The sequence below is a fragment of the Chitinophagaceae bacterium genome (assembly GCA_016717285.1).
GTDB lineage: Bacteria > Bacteroidota > Bacteroidia > Chitinophagales > UBA10324 > JACCZZ01.
The window spans coordinates 1,027,669-1,048,190 of record JADKFU010000005.1 but is presented as its reverse complement, the minus strand read 5'-3'; the positions used below and the strand labels follow the sequence as shown (position 1 = coordinate 1,048,190).

The following is a 20,522-nucleotide window of genomic DNA, read 5'->3' as shown; positions in this document are numbered from 1 at the left end:
CCTCCTGAATTAAAAAAATGCGTCATGATTGTAGCACCACATACCAGCGGCTGGGATTTTATTTTTGGTGCTGCCGCCAAACAGTTGCTGGGCTTCGACGCAAAGTACCTGGCGAAAAAAGAACTCTTTAAGTGGCCGTTGAAAAATATGTTTATCCGGTTGGGCGGCGTACCCGTTGATCGTGGCAAGCACAATGGCATGGTAGAGGCCATGATTGACTATCTGAACAGTAATGAAAAAGCCATCGTGGTTTTTCCTCCCGAAGGCACACGCAAACGCACATCAAGATGGAAAAAAGGTTTTTACCATGTGGCACTGGGAGCCAATGTACCCATCATCATGGCCTACATCGATTTCAAACAAAAGAAAGCAGGCATGGGACCTTATTTTACACCAAGCGGTGATATCAAAGCTGACTTTAAAATCATTGCGGATTTCTATAAAGACATTACGGCCTGTCACCCGGAAAAATTCGCTTTGCCGGAATAGGAAAGTGCAAGGCTACCTCGAAATCTTCCAGCTCACTTAGAATTTCGAAATCAACTAATTTTTTTACAATGCTCTTTGGTTCGGCTTTGCCAGAAGCGCACCCTGAGCGCAGCCGAAGGGTAAGCGATGTAACAATTATATTGATTGATTTCAAAACAACTTCTTATATTTTATTCAATTGTTTTTCGATGGCGGAGTTAGTTCTTTCAATGGGAGAACAGTTAGTTTTCTAATGGACACATGCTCTGGCAGCCCTTTTAACCCTTCAACTATTCCGTTAATTTTACAACATCACTTTTGATGGAGGGTTGATTGCTGCTATGAAAAATTACCTGTTGTTGATTTTAAAATTGTTCCTCTTCTGGTGGATCATTTTCCTGGTTAACCGTATCATTTTCATCCTGTTCTTCTTTCAAAAATTTTCCGGCATACCGGTCACGGAAACGCTCACAACTTTTGTGCATGGCATTCCGCTCGACTTTTCTGCTGCCTGTTATGTATTGATCTTGCCCGTGCTGTTGTTATTGTTTCAACAGTTTACAAGCTTGAACTTCTATCGTCATTTTCTTTTATCATACACTGTGATTGCATTAATCATCACTTCATTTATCTGTGTATTCGATCTTGCCATTTATTCGGATTGGGGAACCAAGCTGAGCTACCGTGCTATCCATTACCTGAAGTATGCAAAAGACGGAGCTGCATTTACCAAATTCTCAGATTCCGTGCTGCTGCTGGTGCTGCTGTTGATACAATTGTTGGTTGGACTATTGCTCTTCCGTCAATTCTTCCGATCCCGCAATTATCAATTCGTTTGGAGAGATGCCAGGTTTTTGAAGGTTGTTGCCATACATTTAATTTTATCAATCTTGCTGTTTTTAGGTATCAGAGGTGGATGGCAACAAATTCCCATCAATGAAAGCAGCGCATACTTTTCAAAAAAGCAAATACTTAATGATGCCGCAGTGAACACTGTTTGGAATGCCGGCAAAAAATTCATGCAGGATAATAAATCACTGTACACAAATCCTTACAGGTTTCTTCCGAAAAATGAAGCAATTGATTTGGTGAAAACATTATTTACAGTACAAAAAGATTCTACCATTTCTGTGTTAACCACAACTCGTCCGAACGTAGTGCTTTTTCTTTTAGAAAGCTTTACTGCAGATGTTGTGCAAGCGCTGGGCGGAGAAAATGGAGTGACGCCAAATCTTGATTCGCTTATTCAGCATGGACTATTGTTCAATACCATTTATTCACAGGGCTTCAGAACTGATCAGGGACTTGCGGATGTGTTGAGCGGATTTCCTGCGCAACCAAATTTCTCCATCATTATGCAGCCGGAAAAATTCAAGCATCTGAATTTCCTTCCGGAAAGAATGGCGGCCAACGGATATCATACTTCATTTTTTTATGGTGGTGAAGCGGCGTTTGCGAATATGAAAGCATACCTGTTAGCTGCAGGAATTGAAAAGATCACTGACAAAAATTCCTTTTCCGCTGATGAAATGAATGCAAAATGGGGAGCACATGATGGCTACGTTTTTCAGAAGCAGGCCACTGATATCAGCAGCGAACGTGTTCCTTTTTTCTCAGTGATTCTATCGCTCAGCAGCCATGAACCCTTTGAAGTGCCGATGGAAACGAAGTTTCCGGGAGAAGATGCCGCTGCAAAATTCAAGAATGCATGTGCATACACTGATGAATCCATCGGCGAATATTTTGAGCACGTAAAAAAAGAAGAATGGTATCAGAACACGCTGTTTATTATTGTTGCAGATCATGGTCACCTGCAACCGTACAACAGGAATCCGCGTGAACCGGCGCGCTTTCACATTCCGCTCATTTTTTATGGTCCTGTTATCAGGGAATCATTTCGCGGAACAAAAATTTCCAACCTGGGAATGCAGTCAGACCTTCCTGCAACATTGCTGGCCCAATTAAAAATCCCTTACCGGGAATTTGCATGGAGCAATAATCTATTAAATCCCTTCCGCAACAACTTTGCTTATTATACTTCTGATGACGCATTTGGATGGATGACTGACAACGGCAGCATGCTATACGATTCCAAAAACAATACCATCCAAAACCACCACCTTTCCGAAACAGAGATGAAATCAGGCAAGGCCTATTTACAAACATTGTTTGATGAATACATCAGTTATTGAAAGCAGTGATGTAACTCCTTTGAAGATTTAGCTCTCTTTCAGGCAATGTCATTTAGTTTTAAATGAACGTCCTTATCAGGACGTAAAAAAACTCCGCAATTTGCTACCAAAAGAACGTCTCTAACGAGACTTGACTCTTAACTAAACGACATTGTTCTTTTGGGACTTTCTCAGAACCAGGTTTGAATTTATTATCAAAAAAATTATCTTTAATCCAACATAACTTCCGATTTGCTTTTACCATTAAAATGACCAACATGAATAAAGCTGCCTTTGATGATTATATCAAGAACCGGTATGAAGAGCAAATGAGTTACTACGCGAAATCATCTCGTGAGAACCGTGACAAGTACAAAAAATTTCAATGGGCGCTCATCATCCTTTCTGCCTCCGCGCCGGTGTTGGTCGCTATTGATGGACTTAAAATAGAAGTGACAAATACCTTTTGGATCATGCTGCACATAAAAATATTCGTGGTCATCATCACCGCTTCGGTAGCCATTCTCACAACAGCGCTGAAGACCTTCAACTACTTTGAAAATTATGTCAACTACCGTAACACGAGGGAAGAGATGAAACGGGAGATTCATTTATATGATTTCAGGATTGGAGATTATGGAGAACACGGAGTACACCGCGAAGCACTATTTGTTCAGCGGATTGAATCCATATTGGATAAAGAACATTCACAATGGCCCGCCTCCAAAAAACTAAAGGATCAGGCAAATGGAAAAGGTGAATATGAGCCGGTAGTAGTTGCTCCACCGGCGGTTGCTGATCCAACCATAACAGATGATAATGCGGATGTGAATGCTGATACACCACCACCACCACCGGAAGCACCTGTTGATGATGCGGAAGAAGTAAAACCATGATTAGTCTTTACGTTGTTAGTCCGGATTTATAAACACAGGTGTTCGAAACCTTTGAAAGCTTTATTGACGGATTAATGCGATCTTTCAACGAATAAAATTAAAGGTTAAATTAAACCCGAATTGCTATTTATATAATGCTTACTCAGCAAATAATCAGCGGCATTATCAGAACAGCACGTGGACATCAAAATAACCTCTTGCGAAAATAACTAAGATGTATATTGGATAAGTGTTTAGAACACTTATATTACAAATCCAGACTAGCGAGGTTGGAATATTTGCGTCATTCGCATATTCAGCATTAAAATAACAATAATTGTTTTTCAATACTTTAACACAAAAATAGAATAGGAAAAATAAACGGCACTGTGACGTAAATACAAATGTTGTGTGCAATGCTAACCGCTACCCGACCGACAAAACTATGGACAACCGTTTATTCAAATTGACATTGACATAACCCAATTTTTAAAAATATGAAACACCTCACAACACTTTTAGTTTTTTGCTTTTTGACACTTGGACTGTATGCCCAAATTCCGAATGACACAATTGCTACTAATGACTTGCCTCAAGTAATTGTTACTGCATATGGCTTTTCCAAACAAGTAAATTCAAACACAACAAACAGCAACTTATTGACTGAACAAGTTGCTTTAATACGACCAGAAAAAATTACAGATGGATTAACCTTTTTACCAGGAATTTATAGAGTTCCTGACGAATTGGTGGACAGACTTTGAATATCAGAGGGTTTGAACAAAATCGTGTAAATATTTTCTACAATGGTATTCCCTTAAGGTCAAATACGGAAGGTAGAATAAGCACTGACGGCTTGTTTTTTACGAACTCTGATATTTCAATTGAGAAAGGAAATGCCTCCTTAATTTATGGGGCTAATTCATCAGGAAATGTAATTAGAATAGACAATAGAATCTTTACTGATGAAAAATTTGGAATTAAATTTAATTCGTTTTGGGGCAATAATGGTAAACAAAGCTACAATACCTTAATTACAGGGAACATAAAAAAGAAATTCTATTACCAAGCATCCGCTAATTATTTTAAAAGAAATTCTTTTAATCTTTCAAATGAATTTGATACAATTTCAAGTCAAACAAATAGAAACCGAGTTAACAGCGACCAAGAGAATTTAGAATTATTTGGCACAATAACATATGCACCAAATAGTAAACATCATATTAGCATAACAGGAATGCACAATGAAAGTAAGTTTGGTTATCCGCCATCAATTTCAAACCCGAGATATAGGCGAATGGATTTTTGGCACAATACAATAATTGGGCTTAGACATACCTCATCATTTGGAAATAAAATTAATTTGGAAACAAACATTTATTACACATACTTAAATGATACTCTGAATGAGTATAATGATAAAACATTTACTTCCATTAAACGATTTAGCTATTGGAATGATAAAACAATTGGAGCAAGAAGTATCTTGTCTTATCAAATAAACAAGTTACATAAATTAAACTACTCAATTGACTACAAAAATGATATTCACGAACAAGCTTGGTTTACAACTGCAACCACCAAAGCAAATACTCTATTATCTGCGTTAGAATATAGAGGAGAATTTGTTAAAAGAATTTTCATTAACGCAGGGGCTTCATATAACTTTACTAACCCAAGCTATACAAGCAGCAATGAAAATATCATTAGAAAAGATTTATCCGTTTGGAACTATCAATTTTCTGCTGCTTATAGTCCATTAAGTTTAAAATATAAAGTTCATGCTGGATATAGTCGCAATTCAATATTTCCCCGGATGAGGGATTTATTTGGGGATGTTTTAATTGGTTATGTCGCTAACCCCGACTTAACTTATGAAATTAGTGACAATTTGGATTTTGGTATTGGTTCCAATTTTTTTAGAAACAAATTATCCGTACAATTGGGTGGCTATTACAGCAACATCAAAAATCTTATTACACAAGTTAAAGCCACCGATACAACAAACCAAGTTATCAATTTACAATCAGCAATATTTTCAGGTGGTGAGTTAATGATTAAATATTCGCCAAGTGATAAACTGTTTGGAATGGTTAGTTATTCATACTTAAATGCTAAAAATACTTCTGATAATCGGACATCGGATTTCATTGCATATCGCCCAGAACATCAATTAAGGACATTTATTTCCTACATGCCTATTAAGTATTTTGGCATCGACTTAACATATACATTTGTTTCAAAAAGAAATTATGATAATCAAAGTATTTGGTATGAACTACCAGTTTATTCAATTTTTGATTTAGGTTTTACATCAAAGCCAATTAAGTATTTTACATTTTGGTTTAAACTAAATAACCTCCTTGACCGAAACTATGTCAGTGCATTTGACCAACCGTTACCAGGGAGAGAATTTCGTGTTGGATTAACTTTTGACTTTAAAGTTCCTTCAAAATGAAATCTATTGCTTCAATCATTTTTGTTTTTTTGCTGTTTACAATTTTTTCTTGTAATCAAAATGCTGGAACAAGTAAGATTGATAGATTAATAAAGGATTACTTCAACCGTTCAATTGATATTCCACAGAATGTAGAGCGAATAATTCCTTTATATTATGTTCAGGCAGAAATTATTTGTGCAATTGGTGGGAAAGGGAAAATTGTAGGGATAGGAAAAATAAATGAAAAAAATTCTCTTTTTCTAAATACTAATTTCCCAGAAATGTTGAAGTTTCCACAAGTAGGACATGGCAATATTAATTATGAGAAAATAATTTCGATTAAACCGGATATTGTTTTTAGCGGAACTGAAAAACCAGTTATCGAACGATTAGAGCAATTAGGGTATGTGGCTATTGCCACATACCCTAAAAGTTTGAAAGATATTATGGACGAAACTTTATTTTATGGAGACATCATTGGAAAAAAGCAGCAGTCGCTAAGGATTTACGAATTATTTAAAAATATTGAAGATAAAATTTTTGAAATTTCTAAAAATATTCCTCTGAATAAAAGACCAAAAGTTTATTATGTCCGAACTGACGCATTAACATCTCTTGGTGGTAATGTCCAAGGAGAGATAATTGATTTAGCAGGTGGTCAACTCGTGACTAATGGGCTTGGCGATAATGCTACAAGTTTGCAAATGTCATTTGAAGACATATACAAATTCAATCCAGATGTGATAATTATTCGGGACAGGGCTTCTATTGAGCCCGAAGATATTTTCAATGATGTAAGATGGAAAAATATTAATGCTGTCAAAAATAAAAGAGTATTTCAAGAACATTCAGGTTGGACAGAGTATCGTTTAGAAACAATTTTCGGAATTATAGAAAAAGCAAAATGGTTACAGCCTGAATTATTTAGTGATTTTAATCCCGAAGCTGACTATAATAGGTTTATTGAAATCGTAAAACAAAACAACCAATGAATGCTCAACAGAAAACTATTACTGTTGTTATTCTCATTTCTCTAATTGTCATTAGCTCAATTTCCCTAACGTATGGTAATTACAAAATTGACTTTAATATTATTTTAAATTGGTTTTGTTCCAAACTAAGATTAACAACTAATATTTTATGGACTGAAGAACAAAGCATAATCTTATCTGGCATTCGGTTGCCGAGGATAGTTTTAGTTTCCTTGGTTGGTTCAAGTCTTGCAGTAGCAGGATCTGTCTTACAATCTATTTTCAAAAATCCGCTTGTTAGTCCCTATATTTTAGGCGTATCGGCTGGTGCTTCATTTGGAGTTTCAATTGTCATCGTTTTTTTTCAATCATACAATTTTCTATTCCTCCAATCATTTGCATTTATTTTTGGTGTTGTAGCAGTATTATCGGTATTACTTGTTTCACGGTTATTTTCTTCAGGCAACACAATTACATTGGTTTTATCTGGTGTAATCATATCTGCTTTTTTCTCTTCTTTAGTTTCCTTACTGCAATATTTTTCAGAAGAACAACAGTTGCAATCTATTTTATATTGGACTTTTGGAAGTTTTAATAATTCATCTTGGAAGGATGTTGTTCTTGTCAGCCCATTAAATATAATTTGCACAACAATTCTTATTACCCAAAGTTGGAGAATTAATGTTTTATCCCTCGGAGAACAAGAAAGCCAAGTTCTAGGAATTGATACCAATAAGTTCAGAATAATGCTTATTGGAATTACAACCTTGCTTACAAGTTCAGTAACAGCAGTTTGCGGTCCTATTGGTTGGATTGGTTTACTCATTCCTCATGTAGTTAGGTTTATTGGTGGGGCTAATAATTTTTATGTAATAATAAATTCTTTCTTATTGGGAGCGGTTTTCCTGCAAGTGGTTGACTTAATTGCAAGAAACATTGCATCAGTTGAAATTCCAGTGGGAATTGTAACTGCAATAGTTGGGTTGCCTTTTTTTATTTTTATACTCTACAAAAGTAAAAGTTCGTAAGATGATAGATGTAAATAATCTTTCAGTAAGCATTGGAAATAAAACTATTTTAAGGAACATTACTTTTTCTTTAGAAAAAGGAACATTGTCTATTATAGGTTTGAACGGGATTGGCAAAACAACTTTATTAAGAACACTTGCGGGTTTAAATAAGAGTTATTCTGGTCATATTTCAATTAATCAAAAATCATTAAGTAGTTTTTCTAATAAACATCTTTCAAGGTCAATTTCTTTTGTGCCACAAGAACATGTGCCATACTTTAAATTTACTGTTTTAGAAATGATTATGTTTGGAAGAACACCTCATATTAAACAGTTTGGATTTCCTACAAAGAATGATTTTAATGTTGTTGAAAAAATCCTTTGTGATATAGGATTAGAACATCTAAGAGAAAGATACTATACAGAATTAAGTGGAGGAGAAAAACGCCTAATTTTAGTTGCAATGGCACTAGCTCAAGAAACAAGAATAATTTTAGTTGATGAGCCAACAACATTTTTAGATTTCAAAAATGCAATGATTGTAATAAATAAAATTAAAAACCTTTCAAAAGAATTAGGAAAATTAATCGTAGTTACAATGCACGACATTAACCAAGCAATCTCTATAGCTGACCAAGCATTAATTTTGTATTCAGAGGATTGCTTTGATTTTGGCAATGCCGATGTTACAATTAATGAAATCAATTTGCAAAGGCTTTATGGAATGGAATTTAAGACAATGTATGACGACAACTTTAAATTTATTGTTCCAAGAAGAGGTTGAATAAAATGAAATACGGATTTTAAAAAATTATCAAATGTCTTCAAAGTGGTATACCGTCGACTGCCAAGATTGTGGTTCAGAAATTTCAGTTCATTAGGACTGGGACAGAACACAGACTTTGTGCAAATCTTGTTAAATGATGACACAATTATTCGTTTCAAAGAAAACATAAGGGGATTTATTTTCAAGGAGAAATATACAGACACTAATAAAAAGAAAAAGTAATGAATACAAACCTTGACATACAAATATTCGCAGAGGGAGAAGCACATGCACACAACAGCGGGTTTAAGAAATTGGCGGTTCAGTGGTTACAGGAAGTTCAGTTTTCCAATGAAACATTTGTGGTAACAGACAGTTTACGGGTCCGAAATCGCCAACTTCTTAAACCCACAAACCTTACCGGAAACCCTAAGAGGACAGTGCTAACAGTAAACGAACAGACATGAAACGAACAATTTTGGACACAATTACAGACAGACTGACCACCAACCCGACCAGCCAACGATTCGTTTTTTAATTTTTTTTGCCAACGCACAAATTTTTTAATTTGACTTGTCCTGAAATAGGTTTACACTAAAACAGTGTAAAAAATGGACAAGCAAAAAAGAAAAATCATTCAAAAAAGAGGGAAGCACTATTCAGAAACGGAGCGTAATGCCATTATCCGGGAGATGCTCAAAAACAATTGGACCAAACAATACACTTGGATGCTCTACACCGGTGAAGTTGAAGAAAGAGGGCAAGTGCTGCGATGGATGCGAAAGCTGGGTTATGTAGGCAAGATTGAGCATAAGCAATTCGTGAGCAAAAGAAGCATTCGTAGATTTGAAATAAAATCTACAGGCATGGCTAGCAAGAAAAAGCCGGAAGGAGAACCGTTTGAAGTTTTACAATTAAAGAAGCGTGTTGCTGAATTAGAGAAACAATTGAAAGATGCCGAGATGAAAGCTATTGCTTACGCTACAATGGTTGACATTGCTGAAAAAGAATTCAATATTCCGATTAAAAAAAAGTTCAATACCAAACCATTAGGGAAATGAAAACCAATTTTTCACACATAGGACTTGCCAGATTATGTGGATGGTTTGGTATCACCAGACAGGCATATTACCAGGAAATGTGGAAGGAAATGGAAGTGGGCATTGAAACAGAAGTGCTGCTCAAAGAAGTGCAGCACATCCGTAAAGACCACAAGAGAATCGGAACACGAAAGCTCTACCAAATGCTTACACCGGTGATGATGGAACATCAGATAAAAATCGGTAGAGATAAATTGTTTGACCTCCTGTCCGCCCATCAAATGCTCATACGCAGACGGAGAAGAAACATACGGACCACATTTTCCAATCACTGGTTACGGAAATATCCGAACCTCATCCGGGGCTTTATCCTCACTGCTCCAAATCAACTTTGGGTAAGCGATATTACTTACTGGAAAGTGAACAACATGACGGTTTACATCACTTTTATTACAGATGCCTATTCACACCGCATTGTCGGGTATAACCTTGCCGAATCATTAGAAGCAATAGAAAGCATCAAGGCATTGCAAATGGCTCTCTCTGCCTTGGGGGCAGAGAGCCATTTGAATCTTATCCATCACAGCGACAGAGGGCTTCAGTATTGCAGTGGTGCGTATGTAAAATTATTGCTTGACAGCAGCATTCAAATCAGTATGACTGAATCAGGTGACCCATTAGAGAACGCTGTTGCGGAAAGAGTAAATGGAATTTTAAAAGAAGAATATTTAGATACACAGCAAATCAAAACAGTGAAAGAAGCAATTGCTTACTTGCACAAAGCAATTAAACTTTACAACAGCAAACGACCTCACATGAGCATCAGTAACTACACTCCTGATGCAGTTCATCATGCAACAGAGCCAATTGATGTACAGAGATTGTGGAAGAATTATTACCCAAATAAAAAACCAACTGTAAACTCATATCAGGACTAACAATAAATTTGTAAATGAATAGCAGGATTAATTTTAAAAACTGTAAACTTTTTTCAGGACGAGACACAAGAGTGTTTTCTCCCACGCTCTATTAAATCCGCAATTCAGTTATCCAAATCCTACTCTCATAAATAACCCAAGATAACGCAGTTCAACGCAGCCGACTTTTACCTTTGCGGTCATGATTAAAATAAAACTGAGTTAGAATGAAATTATTTCTTGACGACCTTGAACTCGAAAAGTCAGGTCTATCCGAACAGATTAGAAAGGTAACAATCGAATTGCAGCAGCATCCGCTTTACAGCACTGTAAAAACAATTGAAGACATAAAAAATCTATATGCAGTTTCAGGTATGGTGCGTGTGGGATTTTATGGCACTATTAAAATCGCTTGAACAAGGTTTGTTAGTTGCCGATGTTGAATGGGTTCCACCACAAGACGGAAGGATAGGGCGCATACATCTATGAGATTCTTTTAACAGAAGAAACCGACATTACTGATTCCGGTTCTGGTCATTGCAGTCATTTTGAAACTTATTTGAAAGGAATGAAACAAGCAGGAGCAGATACAAAACCTATTGAAATTTTCATTTCTAACTTGAAAGCAAAAAAAAGTTTTGATGCAGCAGTTGTAAATACAGGAATACCTGATGCAGCATTGGAGTTTGTGAGAAACACTTTGAAACATGCAAAGTCAGATTTACCAAAAGCCGTTTCCGTTTTTTGTTTAAGCCGTGAGGGAATAATACCCGGCATGTTCACCACATTTCTTGAAAACATAAATCTGCAAAACAACCTTTCCACCTTTCACTGGTATTTAAAGCGACACATTGAGGTTGATTCAGACAGCCACGGGCCTTTAAGTGTGAAATTGTTTAAGATGGTAGTTGGCAATGACAAGCAACAACTAACGGAAGCATTGGAAGCAGCTTTAGATGCACTTACCGCAAGAAAAAAATTTCTCGACACAATACTTAATCACATTCAATTAAAATCAAAAAAAAAATTAAAATGAAAAAACAAAAAGCACCGTTCATCAGCTTTGCTGCACTTGTGTTGGCAATGCTATACCTGTTTACAGGTTGCACCAATGGAGGCAAGCCCATTGTGCAATCACAAAGCAATCTATCGGTTTACGACCGTGTCGTAAAAGATTCTGTTATCCGTTGCGGTTACACTATTTACCCTCCGGGCTGTATGAAAGACAGTTCTGGTAAATTAGTCGGAGTATTTGTTCAAACGCTTGAAAAAGCAGCAAGCGATTTAGGATTAAAAGTTCAGTGGGTGGAAGAAGTTGGATGGGAAACACAAATTCAAGGTTTGGAAAATGACCGTTACGATATGATAGGCAGTTCTGTTTGGTCAAATCCTAAGAGAGCAAAACTGACTACACTCACAATACCGCTTTACTTTAGTCCAATTGATATTTATGTTCGCAACGATGAAAAGCGTTTCGATAATGTTTCTGATTGGAGCGTATTAAATGACCCTCGATATAAAATTTCAGTTGTTGACGGTGGCACTGGTGATGTAATCCGCAAGAACCGTTTTCCAAAGGCAACGGCAGTTTCATTACCTGAAAATACTGATTTCGGAACTTCATTCCTTGATGTCGTAAATAATAAAGCTGACTTTCTTTTGATGGAGCCGTTTCAGGCAAGCAAGTTCATTCAGAGCAATGGTTACAAAGTGAAAAATATTTCTGCCACCAAACCGCTTTACATGTTTGGCAACAGTTACATGTTCAAACGCAGTCAACCCGAATTTGAACATATGCTTAACACAGAGTTTCAAAATCTGATTAACAACGGTTATGTGGATGACCTGCTCAGTAAGTATGAAAAATTTCCGAACAGTTTCTTGCGAGTGCAGAAACCTTACGCTATAAAATAATGACATGAGTGTTTACGAGATACTTTCAAATTATCACAAAGAGCTTTGGTCAGGGCTGAAGGTTACACTTCAGCTTTGCGGCTTTGTGTATCCCATTGGAATTATCTTGGGTTCACTCATTGGGATTGCAAGACACAAATGGAAAATCGTTGCGGGTATTCCGGGCTTCGTTTTTTCACTCATTATTTCTTCAACACCCATTTTAGTTTTTCTTTTTTGGTTGCACTATCCCTTGCAATTCATGTTGCAAATTGTAGTTGACCCTTTCATTACTTCCGCTATTGCTCTTAGTGTTGTAATGACGGTAATTGTTTCGGAGCAAGTGCGACATGCACTCAATGATTTCCCAACTCAATACTTGCTTTCAGCAAGAGCATGTGGATTAACGACTAAGCAAATCGTGATAAAAATTCAACTGCCTATGATATTCCGGCAGATGCTTCCCAATTTATTGTTTGCAATGGTTACAGTGTTGCAAGCAACACTGTTCACCAGTATGATTGGACTGAATGAAATTTTCAGAGTAGCACAGCAAATCAACAGCGACATTTATCAGCCCGTGCAGATTTACACTGCACTTGCAATATTCTTTATCGGTGTTTGTGCAGTGCTGAATATTTTGGCGTTCTGGCTAAAGTCACGATTAAAATGGAGTTTCTCCGAAGTATAAAAACAATGCTACAAGCCATCAACATATCAAAATCTATTGCCGGAAGAAAAATTCTTTCGGAGATTGATATTGTTGTCACTCCAGGACATGTAGTTGCACTTGTAGGACCAAGTTGAGGTGGCAAAAGCACACTCCTACGCAATCTTTCATTACTCGAAAAACCTGACACAGGTAAAATTATTATTGATGAAAGGCACTTTAATTTTCCGATGAACGGAAAATTTTTTCCAAATCACATTCACCCTTTGGTGTCAGTCGTATTTCAGCAATTTCATTTATGGCCACATTTAAAAGTAAAAGACAATTTGCTGATGCCATTGCAACAGCAGCGCATCAGTTTTAGTCAAACTGAATTTGATGAATTGACAAATTATTTTGAGGTGGACACTCTGCTAAAAAGATTTCCGCATCAAATAAGCGTTGGACAAAAACAGCGCATCGCTTTTATTCGTGCAGTGCTGTTGAAACCAAAATATCTTTTGCTTGATGAAATTACAAGCGCACTCGACATTCAGCACATTGGTAAACTGCTTCGCTTTGTAAAACAACTTTCACAGAAAGGAACAGGAATTTTAATTGCAACACATCTTATTGGCTTTGCAGCCAATATAGCTGACCAAATTGTTTTTTTGAACGAAGGAAAAATTGTTGAGCAAGGGAACAAAACTATTTTGAAGCAGCCGCAAACGGAATTATTCACCAAGTTTCTAACCTACCTTGAATATGCTGGCTAAAGGGTATCACATACAAAGATTAAAGCCGGAGGTTGAGGAAAATATCCGAGAAATTCTTCGTGAGGGTTCTGAAAAAGTAATCGGGATTCTCCACGAACACTTCAAAGATTTTGTTCCTGACGATAGTGAAATGTTTTTTGAGCAAGTGCTTATTCAAGTGGCAACAACAGTCAGTAAAGTCGCTTCACTATCGGAATTAAATTTTGACCAAACGAAAAAAAAACGAATTGCCTTTTTGCCCGGCTTCACCATGAAAGGCAAGGACAAAAAACGGGTAACACACAAAGTAAAGTTTGAAAAAAAATTTATTCCCTCTGATATTGCTTTTAATATTTCAGGCAAAGAAAAAGTAGAACGGGTAAAGGAAGTAGTTACGAATCAGGCATTGCTTTACTATCATTTGTTGGAGCATCATGATGATGATACAAAATTTTGAACGGTGGCACACACCAGTTTCTTATTACCAACGCTACCAGTTTAAGAACGGAATCAAAATATCACTTAGACCTGTTGCAGGTTTTACGGGTAAGAAAAATTCAAAGCCGCAGGATGAAATTACTTTTCTCACCATTGAAGTTGATTTCAAAAAACTGAATACAGTTGAAAAACTCTACAATCATTTTGACAATAACTTAAATAAAGGAAACCCTGAACTCAGGTGGCCTCTTAATGTTCAGGACAAAGAAGGCGACTACATGAAAAAGATTTCTACTTACAAGATGCGGGGCTATCTCGTTTCGCTTTGGTATAAAATACTGCACGACACGAACAAGGAAAATATTCCTGAATGGTTTACTGAGTGCATAGATTTTGCCGATACATCGGGCTTTGAAAAACTTAAAGAGCGTTTACAAAAATTGCAGAAAGCAATTGCAAATAGTAACGGTGAGCATTATTCTTTTTGGTATAGTTTGGCATTTAATCATCTTCCAGATTTCACTGCACCTGATGAGCCTGTAAAAGAAACTTTAGGTTCTGCAATGCTCATGACGAATTTTGAATTGAAACCACAATTCTTTTTTTGGGTGCAGCCGTGGGTGAATAGAGTTTACAGGCACATACGGGATTTTGAAACTCTTGAAAAAGCAATTTCAGCTACGAGGCAACAACTCATGAGTGTTTACGCTGGTGATAAAAAATACCTCCCGAATATAGTTCAAGGTGATAGATTAGTAAGGGCTGACCATGCTTACAAACACGACAAGGAACTCATATATTATTATCAGGAATTTTTTGGCAAAGAAACGGAAGCTACCATCAAAGAGCTATACGAGAAAGCCATAACCCTTGTAAACTCTATTACTCTTATCCATTTAATACAACTGAATTATACTTCGAGTATTCCGTCAAATCTTGAAGCAGTAATTACAAAATATCGTAAGGAGGTTGATAAAATTTTGCCGTCAAAAAATTTTGGTTTTAATGCCTTACTGGAAAATCACACTGATTCCAAAACAAAAATTCTTTTCAAGAATAGATTATTGGGGAGAATGGCTACCTTAATTTTTTATTGCAACTACAAATATTCAATTGAGCAAATTCATTCCATTCTTACACACAAGGTGAAAGAAATTGGAAAGACACACGGTAATACTAAAAACTGTTACAGTGTGTGTCGGGCAAACTACTTCATAGATGAACTTGTAAGCAACAACGATGATAGTGCGAAGGAACATTCTATTGAAAAAGTAATGCAATCTGTTTCACCACATGAAAAAGAGTTAATAGAAGCATCAAAGAAAAATTTTGACAGATTTTTGTCAAGTGTTTCTGATATTGATGCTACTGAAAAGACCACATTAAAAACACAACTCACAGCAATATTTCGCTAAATGATTTTACATTTTTGGTTCAAATATTTAAGCAGATAATCTCAGATAATCTTTCGGGTAACCTGCTAAATCACCGCTTAGATTATACGAGTTACAGTTCCCTCCTCCTCTAAGAACCCGACCTTTGGCTCATAATCAAAAAGATTATGAAGCCAGTTTTACAAAACAAAATTTTATCGCAGCAACAGCAGCAATCGCCTTCGGTGAAGATGATTGACCCTGCTGTTTTTTACCGCATTGTAAATGCACGGCATTTGAATTTAAATCAACTGCTAAAAGAAACTTTCACCGCATTCAAAACAAATTCTCAAAAAATCAAAACTGACAGCGCATGAAACCTACAAACAAATTCAACGAAACGGTAAACACCGCTGCACCGGAAAAGAAAAGCAGTAGCCAACCCAACGGCCAACAAGAGCAACCACCAATAGTCGGTTCGCTTGAAAACATTGAAGTTGTGAAGGGCTTAATCAACCACCACATTGAGTGGGCTTACAACGATACAGACCCAAACAAAAATTCCTAACCAATAAAAATTAGCAACATGGAAAAAGTCCTACATTATTATTATCAGGCGCAAAAGGATGTTCGCCTTAATAGCATCCCACACCGCAAACCCGATGGCACATATAAATGGTGCAACGGGCAACTTGAAATTTTGAACGGAGAAAAGTTCAAGCAGCTACGGCTAAACAACAACGAAGTTGAACACCTGACCAACCGTAAGACCAACATCAAACGGGAAATGTTGGTGTATCAAAACCCAACCGGAAAACTTTCAAACGAGGGTGAACGGTTGTCGGCAAACTATCAACCGGAGATAGACGATGAAGAACTCACTTTGCGTGGAGCAAAATCCGAGTTGAGAAAATTTGAGGATGATATGTTGAATCGTGGCGTGGTGATACCGGACGGAAAAGCGAAGGAGAAAACAAAGAAGCCGGAGCCGAAGAAAAAAAGCAACGGCTTCAACTTCAAAACCATTTTCAGTTTCTTGGGCATTTGGTTGGTGGGTGAAATCTTTATGACTTATGTGCAGTGGAACGGCTTACGCAACGATAAAGGAATTGAGGACATGGTAGTGCGTAGCTTATCGTTTGGCGTTATTCTTTTCCTTGTTCACTTGGTGGCACACTTCAACCGCAACCGCAAGCGGTTGGTTTATCCAATCTTTATTGGTTTCAGTTTGCTAATGCTTATGACTATGTTGTTTGCACCGCTCCTTATTAATAAGGCGTATCCGGCAGGTGATGATGCTGCAACAGTATCGCAACAGTGGTCGCTTACAAATGCACCTGCAACAACAACAGGCGCAATAACTACAAATCCATTTTGGATTGAGTTCTACCGTGAGAACGAAATGATACCTGCCATTTTATGTTTTCTGTTTTTTGTGGCGATGCAAAGTTTTATGAATAACAAGAAGAAAGAAGAACCCGAACAAGCAGCAGAGCCGGAAGAAAAACCTGAATCGTTACATGACCACATTTTAAGAAGGCGTGAATACCTGACAGAAAAAATTTCTGAAAGCGAAAGCCGCTTAAAAGAGTTTAAAGCAAAACAGCGTGACGAAATCACAAACACCACCGGCAGTTTGCAGGACATTCTTGTAAAACTTGAAGCTATGAAAAATGAGTGGGCAGAGCTTGACAAAAAAATTGCTGCCATTAAAACCACATCGGAAGAATTTCTCACCGACCTTGAAATAGAGTTGAACGAATACAGCGTAGAGTTTTTAGATGTGCTGAACAGTGATGAAGTAAAACACTCTTTGGTATCACCCGAATGGCAAACCCGTAACGACATTTCTAACTTCTATAAAATCCAAATCGAATAACCATGAAACAGCAACATTTTATTTTGCGATTGATAACCGCCATTGCGCTTATACTCCCGTCATGCAAATCGCTAATTGAATGTGACAGCATCGCACCAAAGCAAGCGACTTTTTTAATGGATGTAAGCGACAAAAAATTGTTTGCCGACATTGAAAATGATTTGACAACCAACTTCCCCGGCTTCATGCAGAAGTCAGGGCTTGGCAATATTACACCGTGTCAGAGTTTCACTCTTTCGTTTGCACACATGAGCGCAAAGGAGGATTTGAATATTGCATCTGCAACCATCGCCATCAATCGCAAAGGTCAGAGCAAGAAAGAAGAAAGCAGACAGGCAAACCCTACACCGCTTGTTCAACTTATGCAGAAAAAAATAAGCGACTATAAGCAATTGACGGAAGACCCACTTATGACATCAGGCAGCAACATTGCAAATGTTTTGTTGAAGGCAATCATCCAATCAAACCCAGATGCGGAAAATTATTTTTTTCTTTTTTCTGACATGTATGAAAATAATTTGCAGCTAAATCTTTACAAAGGAGTGCCGGACAAAAAAGATGTTCCGAAAATTATTTCAAGGATGATAGAGCCATCGGTGCTTGATAAATTTCATAAGCTACAAAAGGAAGGACTGCAAGAAAAAATAATTATAGTCATGAAGCAAGAACCATCAGGTAGAAAAAATCAGCGTGCCGTTAAAGATTTTTGGATAGCTGTATTTTCTGAACTCAAATTACAAACTCAATTCGTTGATAATCTCACAAACACCATTGACCTATGATTATACTTTTAGCTCTACTCACATTTGCCGTTTTGCTTAAAGTCCTTCAAATGCTTTTGAAGGATTTCACACGGTTCATTTGGAAGAAAACAACTTCCATCAGTTTGCCCAATTCGTTTGTTGACTTTGGCGAGTATGCAGTAACCGCATTTTTTGTTGTGGCGCTATCAGTATTGGGTTTGTTGTTTTACAAATTCGGAACAGCATTTTTTGCTTACATATTTTCAGGCGACTTGATTTCTTTTTTCGTTACGCTAAGAGGCGTGTTTTCCGTTGAGAGCGATATTCAAAACCCTTTCAGTTTTCAGCACATTGTTTCAGGTTTGGTTTTAACTCCGGCACTTCAGTTCGCAACATTTTATTTCATCTACCGGAGCATAAGGACATTTATGTTTTCCATTAACCGGACTTTCGGACATTCATATTCTGAAAGCGATGTTCTGTATTTCGGTTTTCTTTCTTCACTCTTTTTCATCTTGCTTGAAATTATTTTTTACAGTCAGAACATTCCGACCGTTTCAGGCGTGGCACATTTCACCTACTTAGCGATTTCAAAAATTTCTGCCATCACTTATTACTTAGCAGTAGCACACATTCAACTTTTGAAAAATGAGGAATACAAAAACTCATTGCCTACTTATGTTCATTTGAAAAAGCGTGAGTCGGCTGTAGTTCTTTCTCCTTTGAAAATTATTTTGGTGACATATTTCATTGGTGTAATTCTTAACGCACCATTTTGCACCGGAACACAGTTCATGCAAAACAATTTGTGGGTGATTCTCATTTTCGTTGTATCATGCGCTATCTTCTTTTTCATTTTGCGTTTCTTCCTTTCAGGAGGGTTCAATTATTTAGGTGTGGTGATGTTGGCTGAAAGTTCAGAACACTTAACTGCAAACGGGAAACTGTTTGAAGCGAAAACTGAAATAAGAATTTTTATTGCAACAGCAGTAATTGCTTTTCTGTTTGCGATTCTCAAACTGAAATTATTTTTCGTAATCATTTTCCTTTTCACAGTTGTAATACTGCTTTACATTTTTCTTCATGCTGTTTGCTATTTGGCAGGGCTTGCTTTTTCAATCGGTAGAATGAAATGGAAGAAGCAAGAGCCGGAGGAAATAAAAGGCGAAGTCGTAGGAAAGTATTTGCTGACAACAATAAAGGCAGCAGCGAAAGCAACAACGCCAATGTTTGGTTTTATCTTTTTTGTTTTTGTGCTGTTCAGTTTTTTTCCAAAACATTTTGTTCATACAAACGAAAACTATGTTCACTCTGTTTTTGATGAAACGGGAAATCCTTTGTATGTAGAACACACAGAAGGGAACGGATGTGTGCCGGTGGCACACTCACAAATTCCTAACTTCTTTTCAAATGCCTTTACTTACAGGAGGACAGAAGTTTTACAAAACAGAATAGTTGGTTGCCACAGAAATCAAATTGGCATGGAATATCACTTGCAACTTTCTATCGTTTCTTCACAGGCGGAGGTGGCTCAAATCTGAACATGCAATTGATAAAAAACATTGCGTTCCCAAAATCATTTCCGCAAGATGTTCAGCGCAAATTTTCTGAAAGTTTAGCAGCGTATCAGTTATCACTTCAAACTTCTGACACTGCAATCATCACGGACTACCTGAATGAGATAAGCATGACAGGAGGAAAAAATCAAAGCGGAGTAATGCAAGGAAGTTTATACACTTTCGGTTTGCCAATCACTGAATTGAATCCGCTTGAAATAATGTATTTGGTAGCGACACTAAAAAGAGGTTCGCAATTTAAAACGCAAAACGGTTTCATCAATTATCAGGATGCAGCAGACCACAGCGAAGAAATTGCAGCAGCATTATTAGAGCAAGCAAAATCGTGGGAGGAACAGGGCTTACTTACAAAGCGTGAATACAACAGTTTGCGAAACCAAGAGTTGCGGTTTGTAAACAAACCTTACTGGACAATTTGCGGAACAACAACAAATCAATTTCTGCTAAAGCAGATGAAAGAATCCAAGGTTAAGTGTATCGCATACAATTCAAGTATCACATTCGCTAATCAGCAACACATTACAAACGCTGTAAAAAAAGTTTGATACAGAGTTTCA

The 20,522-nt window shown here is 37.1% G+C and carries 21 protein-coding genes and 2 pseudogenes; all 23 read left to right on the top strand.

Annotated elements, in window-relative coordinates; genetic code table 11:
* The first annotated feature begins 24 nt into the window (after nt 1–24).
* The 23 genes and pseudogenes from IPO83_14200 to IPO83_14090 all read left to right on the top strand — a co-directional run bounded on the left by IPO83_14200 (nt 25) and on the right by IPO83_14090 (nt 20,510).
* Nucleotides 25–489: a 1-acyl-sn-glycerol-3-phosphate acyltransferase gene (locus IPO83_14200; protein MBK9732403.1), complete on the top strand. Its 465-nt coding sequence runs from the start codon at nt 25–27 to the stop codon at nt 487–489.
* 320 nt (nt 490–809) lie between these two features.
* Nucleotides 810–2,660: a sulfatase-like hydrolase/transferase gene (locus tag IPO83_14195; protein ID MBK9732402.1), complete on the top strand. Its 1,851-nt coding sequence runs from the start codon at nt 810–812 to the stop codon at nt 2,658–2,660.
* Between the two features lie 257 nt (nt 2,661–2,917).
* Nucleotides 2,918–3,535 carry a DUF4231 domain-containing protein gene (locus IPO83_14190; GenBank protein MBK9732401.1) on the top strand — a complete coding sequence of 206 codons (618 nt, stop codon included), beginning with the start codon at nt 2,918–2,920 and terminating at the stop codon, nt 3,533–3,535.
* A gap of 476 nt (nt 3,536–4,011) precedes the next feature.
* Complete coding sequence (locus IPO83_14185) at nt 4,012–4,278, top strand: hypothetical protein (protein MBK9732400.1); 267 nt, start codon at nt 4,012–4,014, stop codon at nt 4,276–4,278.
* The gene (locus tag IPO83_14180) at nt 4,275–5,972 is read left to right on the top strand and encodes a TonB-dependent receptor (GenBank protein MBK9732399.1); all 1,698 of its coding nucleotides are present in this window, start codon (nt 4,275–4,277) and stop codon (nt 5,970–5,972) included. The genes IPO83_14185 and IPO83_14180 overlap by 4 nt, the downstream gene beginning before the upstream one ends.
* Nucleotides 5,969–6,946, top strand: coding sequence for an ABC transporter substrate-binding protein (locus IPO83_14175; protein ID MBK9732398.1), 978 nt, complete (start codon nt 5,969–5,971; stop codon nt 6,944–6,946). Before IPO83_14180 ends, IPO83_14175 begins: the two co-directional genes overlap by 4 nt.
* Entirely contained in the window at nt 6,943–7,953 is a 1,011-nt protein-coding gene (locus IPO83_14170; protein ID MBK9732397.1) for an iron ABC transporter permease, read from the top strand. Before IPO83_14175 ends, IPO83_14170 begins: the two co-directional genes overlap by 4 nt.
* A gap of 1 nt (nt 7,954) precedes the next feature.
* The gene (locus IPO83_14165) at nt 7,955–8,719 is read left to right on the top strand and encodes an ABC transporter ATP-binding protein (GenBank protein MBK9732396.1); all 765 of its coding nucleotides are present in this window, start codon (nt 7,955–7,957) and stop codon (nt 8,717–8,719) included.
* A 593-nt stretch (nt 8,720–9,312) separates the two neighbouring features.
* Nucleotides 9,313–9,762, top strand: coding sequence for a hypothetical protein (locus IPO83_14160; GenBank protein MBK9732395.1), 450 nt, complete (start codon nt 9,313–9,315; stop codon nt 9,760–9,762).
* The gene (locus IPO83_14155) at nt 9,759–10,679 is read left to right on the top strand and encodes an IS3 family transposase (protein MBK9732394.1); all 921 of its coding nucleotides are present in this window, start codon (nt 9,759–9,761) and stop codon (nt 10,677–10,679) included. The genes IPO83_14160 and IPO83_14155 overlap by 4 nt, the downstream gene beginning before the upstream one ends.
* Before the next feature lie 206 nt (nt 10,680–10,885).
* Nucleotides 10,886–11,074, top strand: a complete 189-nt coding sequence (locus tag IPO83_14150) for a hypothetical protein (protein ID MBK9732393.1) — start codon at nt 10,886–10,888, stop codon at nt 11,072–11,074.
* Entirely contained in the window at nt 11,052–11,147 is a 96-nt protein-coding gene (locus tag IPO83_14145) for a hypothetical protein (GenBank protein ID MBK9732392.1), read from the top strand. The genes IPO83_14150 and IPO83_14145 overlap by 23 nt, the downstream gene beginning before the upstream one ends.
* Nucleotides 11,140–11,694 carry a DUF3050 domain-containing protein gene (locus tag IPO83_14140; GenBank protein MBK9732391.1) on the top strand — a complete coding sequence of 185 codons (555 nt, stop codon included), beginning with the start codon at nt 11,140–11,142 and terminating at the stop codon, nt 11,692–11,694. The genes IPO83_14145 and IPO83_14140 overlap by 8 nt, the downstream gene beginning before the upstream one ends.
* On the top strand, nt 11,691–12,572 hold the full coding sequence (locus IPO83_14135; GenBank protein ID MBK9732390.1) for an amino acid ABC transporter substrate-binding protein: 882 nt from the start codon (nt 11,691–11,693) through the stop codon (nt 12,570–12,572). The genes IPO83_14140 and IPO83_14135 overlap by 4 nt, the downstream gene beginning before the upstream one ends.
* Nucleotides 12,573–12,576: 4 nt before the next feature.
* The gene (locus IPO83_14130; GenBank protein ID MBK9732389.1) at nt 12,577–13,242 is read left to right on the top strand and encodes an ABC transporter permease subunit; all 666 of its coding nucleotides are present in this window, start codon (nt 12,577–12,579) and stop codon (nt 13,240–13,242) included.
* 119 nt (nt 13,243–13,361) lie between these two features.
* Nucleotides 13,362–13,976, top strand: a pseudogene (locus tag IPO83_14125) (ATP-binding cassette domain-containing protein).
* On the top strand, nt 13,960–14,412 hold the full coding sequence (locus IPO83_14120) for a hypothetical protein (protein ID MBK9732388.1): 453 nt from the start codon (nt 13,960–13,962) through the stop codon (nt 14,410–14,412). Before IPO83_14125 ends, IPO83_14120 begins: the two are co-directional and overlap by 17 nt.
* The gene (locus IPO83_14115; protein MBK9732387.1) at nt 14,390–15,808 is read left to right on the top strand and encodes a hypothetical protein; all 1,419 of its coding nucleotides are present in this window, start codon (nt 14,390–14,392) and stop codon (nt 15,806–15,808) included. Before IPO83_14120 ends, IPO83_14115 begins: the two co-directional genes overlap by 23 nt.
* 146 nt (nt 15,809–15,954) lie before the next feature.
* Entirely contained in the window at nt 15,955–16,143 is a 189-nt protein-coding gene (locus IPO83_14110; GenBank protein ID MBK9732386.1) for a hypothetical protein, read from the top strand.
* Complete coding sequence (locus IPO83_14105) at nt 16,140–16,334, top strand: hypothetical protein (protein MBK9732385.1); 195 nt, start codon at nt 16,140–16,142, stop codon at nt 16,332–16,334. Before IPO83_14110 ends, IPO83_14105 begins: the two co-directional genes overlap by 4 nt.
* Nucleotides 16,335–16,352: 18 nt before the next feature.
* Nucleotides 16,353–17,645 carry a hypothetical protein gene (locus IPO83_14100; protein ID MBK9732384.1) on the top strand — a complete coding sequence of 431 codons (1,293 nt, stop codon included), beginning with the start codon at nt 16,353–16,355 and terminating at the stop codon, nt 17,643–17,645.
* A gap of 137 nt (nt 17,646–17,782) precedes the next feature.
* Entirely contained in the window at nt 17,783–18,427 is a 645-nt protein-coding gene (locus IPO83_14095; GenBank protein MBK9732383.1) for a hypothetical protein, read from the top strand.
* Nucleotides 18,428–19,796: 1,369 nt separating this feature from the next.
* Nucleotides 19,797–20,510 (top strand): annotated as a pseudogene (locus tag IPO83_14090) (transglycosylase domain-containing protein).
* Nucleotides 20,511–20,522 lie beyond the last annotated feature (12 nt).

Excerpts from the sequence above, each read along its gene's own strand:
- IPO83_14195 (MBK9732402.1), top strand. The coding sequence starts at position 810 with ATGAAAAATTACCTGTTGTTGATTTTAAAATTGTTCCTCTTCTGGTGG.
- IPO83_14170 (MBK9732397.1), top strand. The coding sequence starts at position 6,943 with ATGAATGCTCAACAGAAAACTATTACTGTTGTTATTCTCATTTCTCTA.
- IPO83_14200 (MBK9732403.1), top strand. The coding sequence starts at position 25 with ATGATTGTAGCACCACATACCAGCGGCTGGGATTTTATTTTTGGTGCT.
- IPO83_14130 (MBK9732389.1), top strand. The coding sequence starts at position 12,577 with ATGAGTGTTTACGAGATACTTTCAAATTATCACAAAGAGCTTTGGTCA.
- IPO83_14150 (MBK9732393.1), top strand. The coding sequence starts at position 10,886 with ATGAAATTATTTCTTGACGACCTTGAACTCGAAAAGTCAGGTCTATCC.
- IPO83_14145 (MBK9732392.1), top strand. The coding sequence starts at position 11,052 with ATGGCACTATTAAAATCGCTTGAACAAGGTTTGTTAGTTGCCGATGTT.
- IPO83_14175 (MBK9732398.1), top strand. The coding sequence starts at position 5,969 with ATGAAATCTATTGCTTCAATCATTTTTGTTTTTTTGCTGTTTACAATT.
- IPO83_14115 (MBK9732387.1), top strand. The coding sequence starts at position 14,390 with ATGATGATGATACAAAATTTTGAACGGTGGCACACACCAGTTTCTTAT.
- IPO83_14190 (MBK9732401.1), top strand. The coding sequence starts at position 2,918 with ATGAATAAAGCTGCCTTTGATGATTATATCAAGAACCGGTATGAAGAG.
- IPO83_14105 (MBK9732385.1), top strand. The coding sequence starts at position 16,140 with ATGAAACCTACAAACAAATTCAACGAAACGGTAAACACCGCTGCACCG.
- IPO83_14160 (MBK9732395.1), top strand. The coding sequence starts at position 9,313 with ATGGACAAGCAAAAAAGAAAAATCATTCAAAAAAGAGGGAAGCACTAT.
- IPO83_14155 (MBK9732394.1), top strand. The coding sequence starts at position 9,759 with ATGAAAACCAATTTTTCACACATAGGACTTGCCAGATTATGTGGATGG.
- IPO83_14135 (MBK9732390.1), top strand. The coding sequence starts at position 11,691 with ATGAAAAAACAAAAAGCACCGTTCATCAGCTTTGCTGCACTTGTGTTG.
- IPO83_14100 (MBK9732384.1), top strand. The coding sequence starts at position 16,353 with ATGGAAAAAGTCCTACATTATTATTATCAGGCGCAAAAGGATGTTCGC.
- IPO83_14185 (MBK9732400.1), top strand. The coding sequence starts at position 4,012 with ATGAAACACCTCACAACACTTTTAGTTTTTTGCTTTTTGACACTTGGA.
- IPO83_14110 (MBK9732386.1), top strand. The coding sequence starts at position 15,955 with ATGAAGCCAGTTTTACAAAACAAAATTTTATCGCAGCAACAGCAGCAA.
- IPO83_14165 (MBK9732396.1), top strand. The coding sequence starts at position 7,955 with ATGATAGATGTAAATAATCTTTCAGTAAGCATTGGAAATAAAACTATT.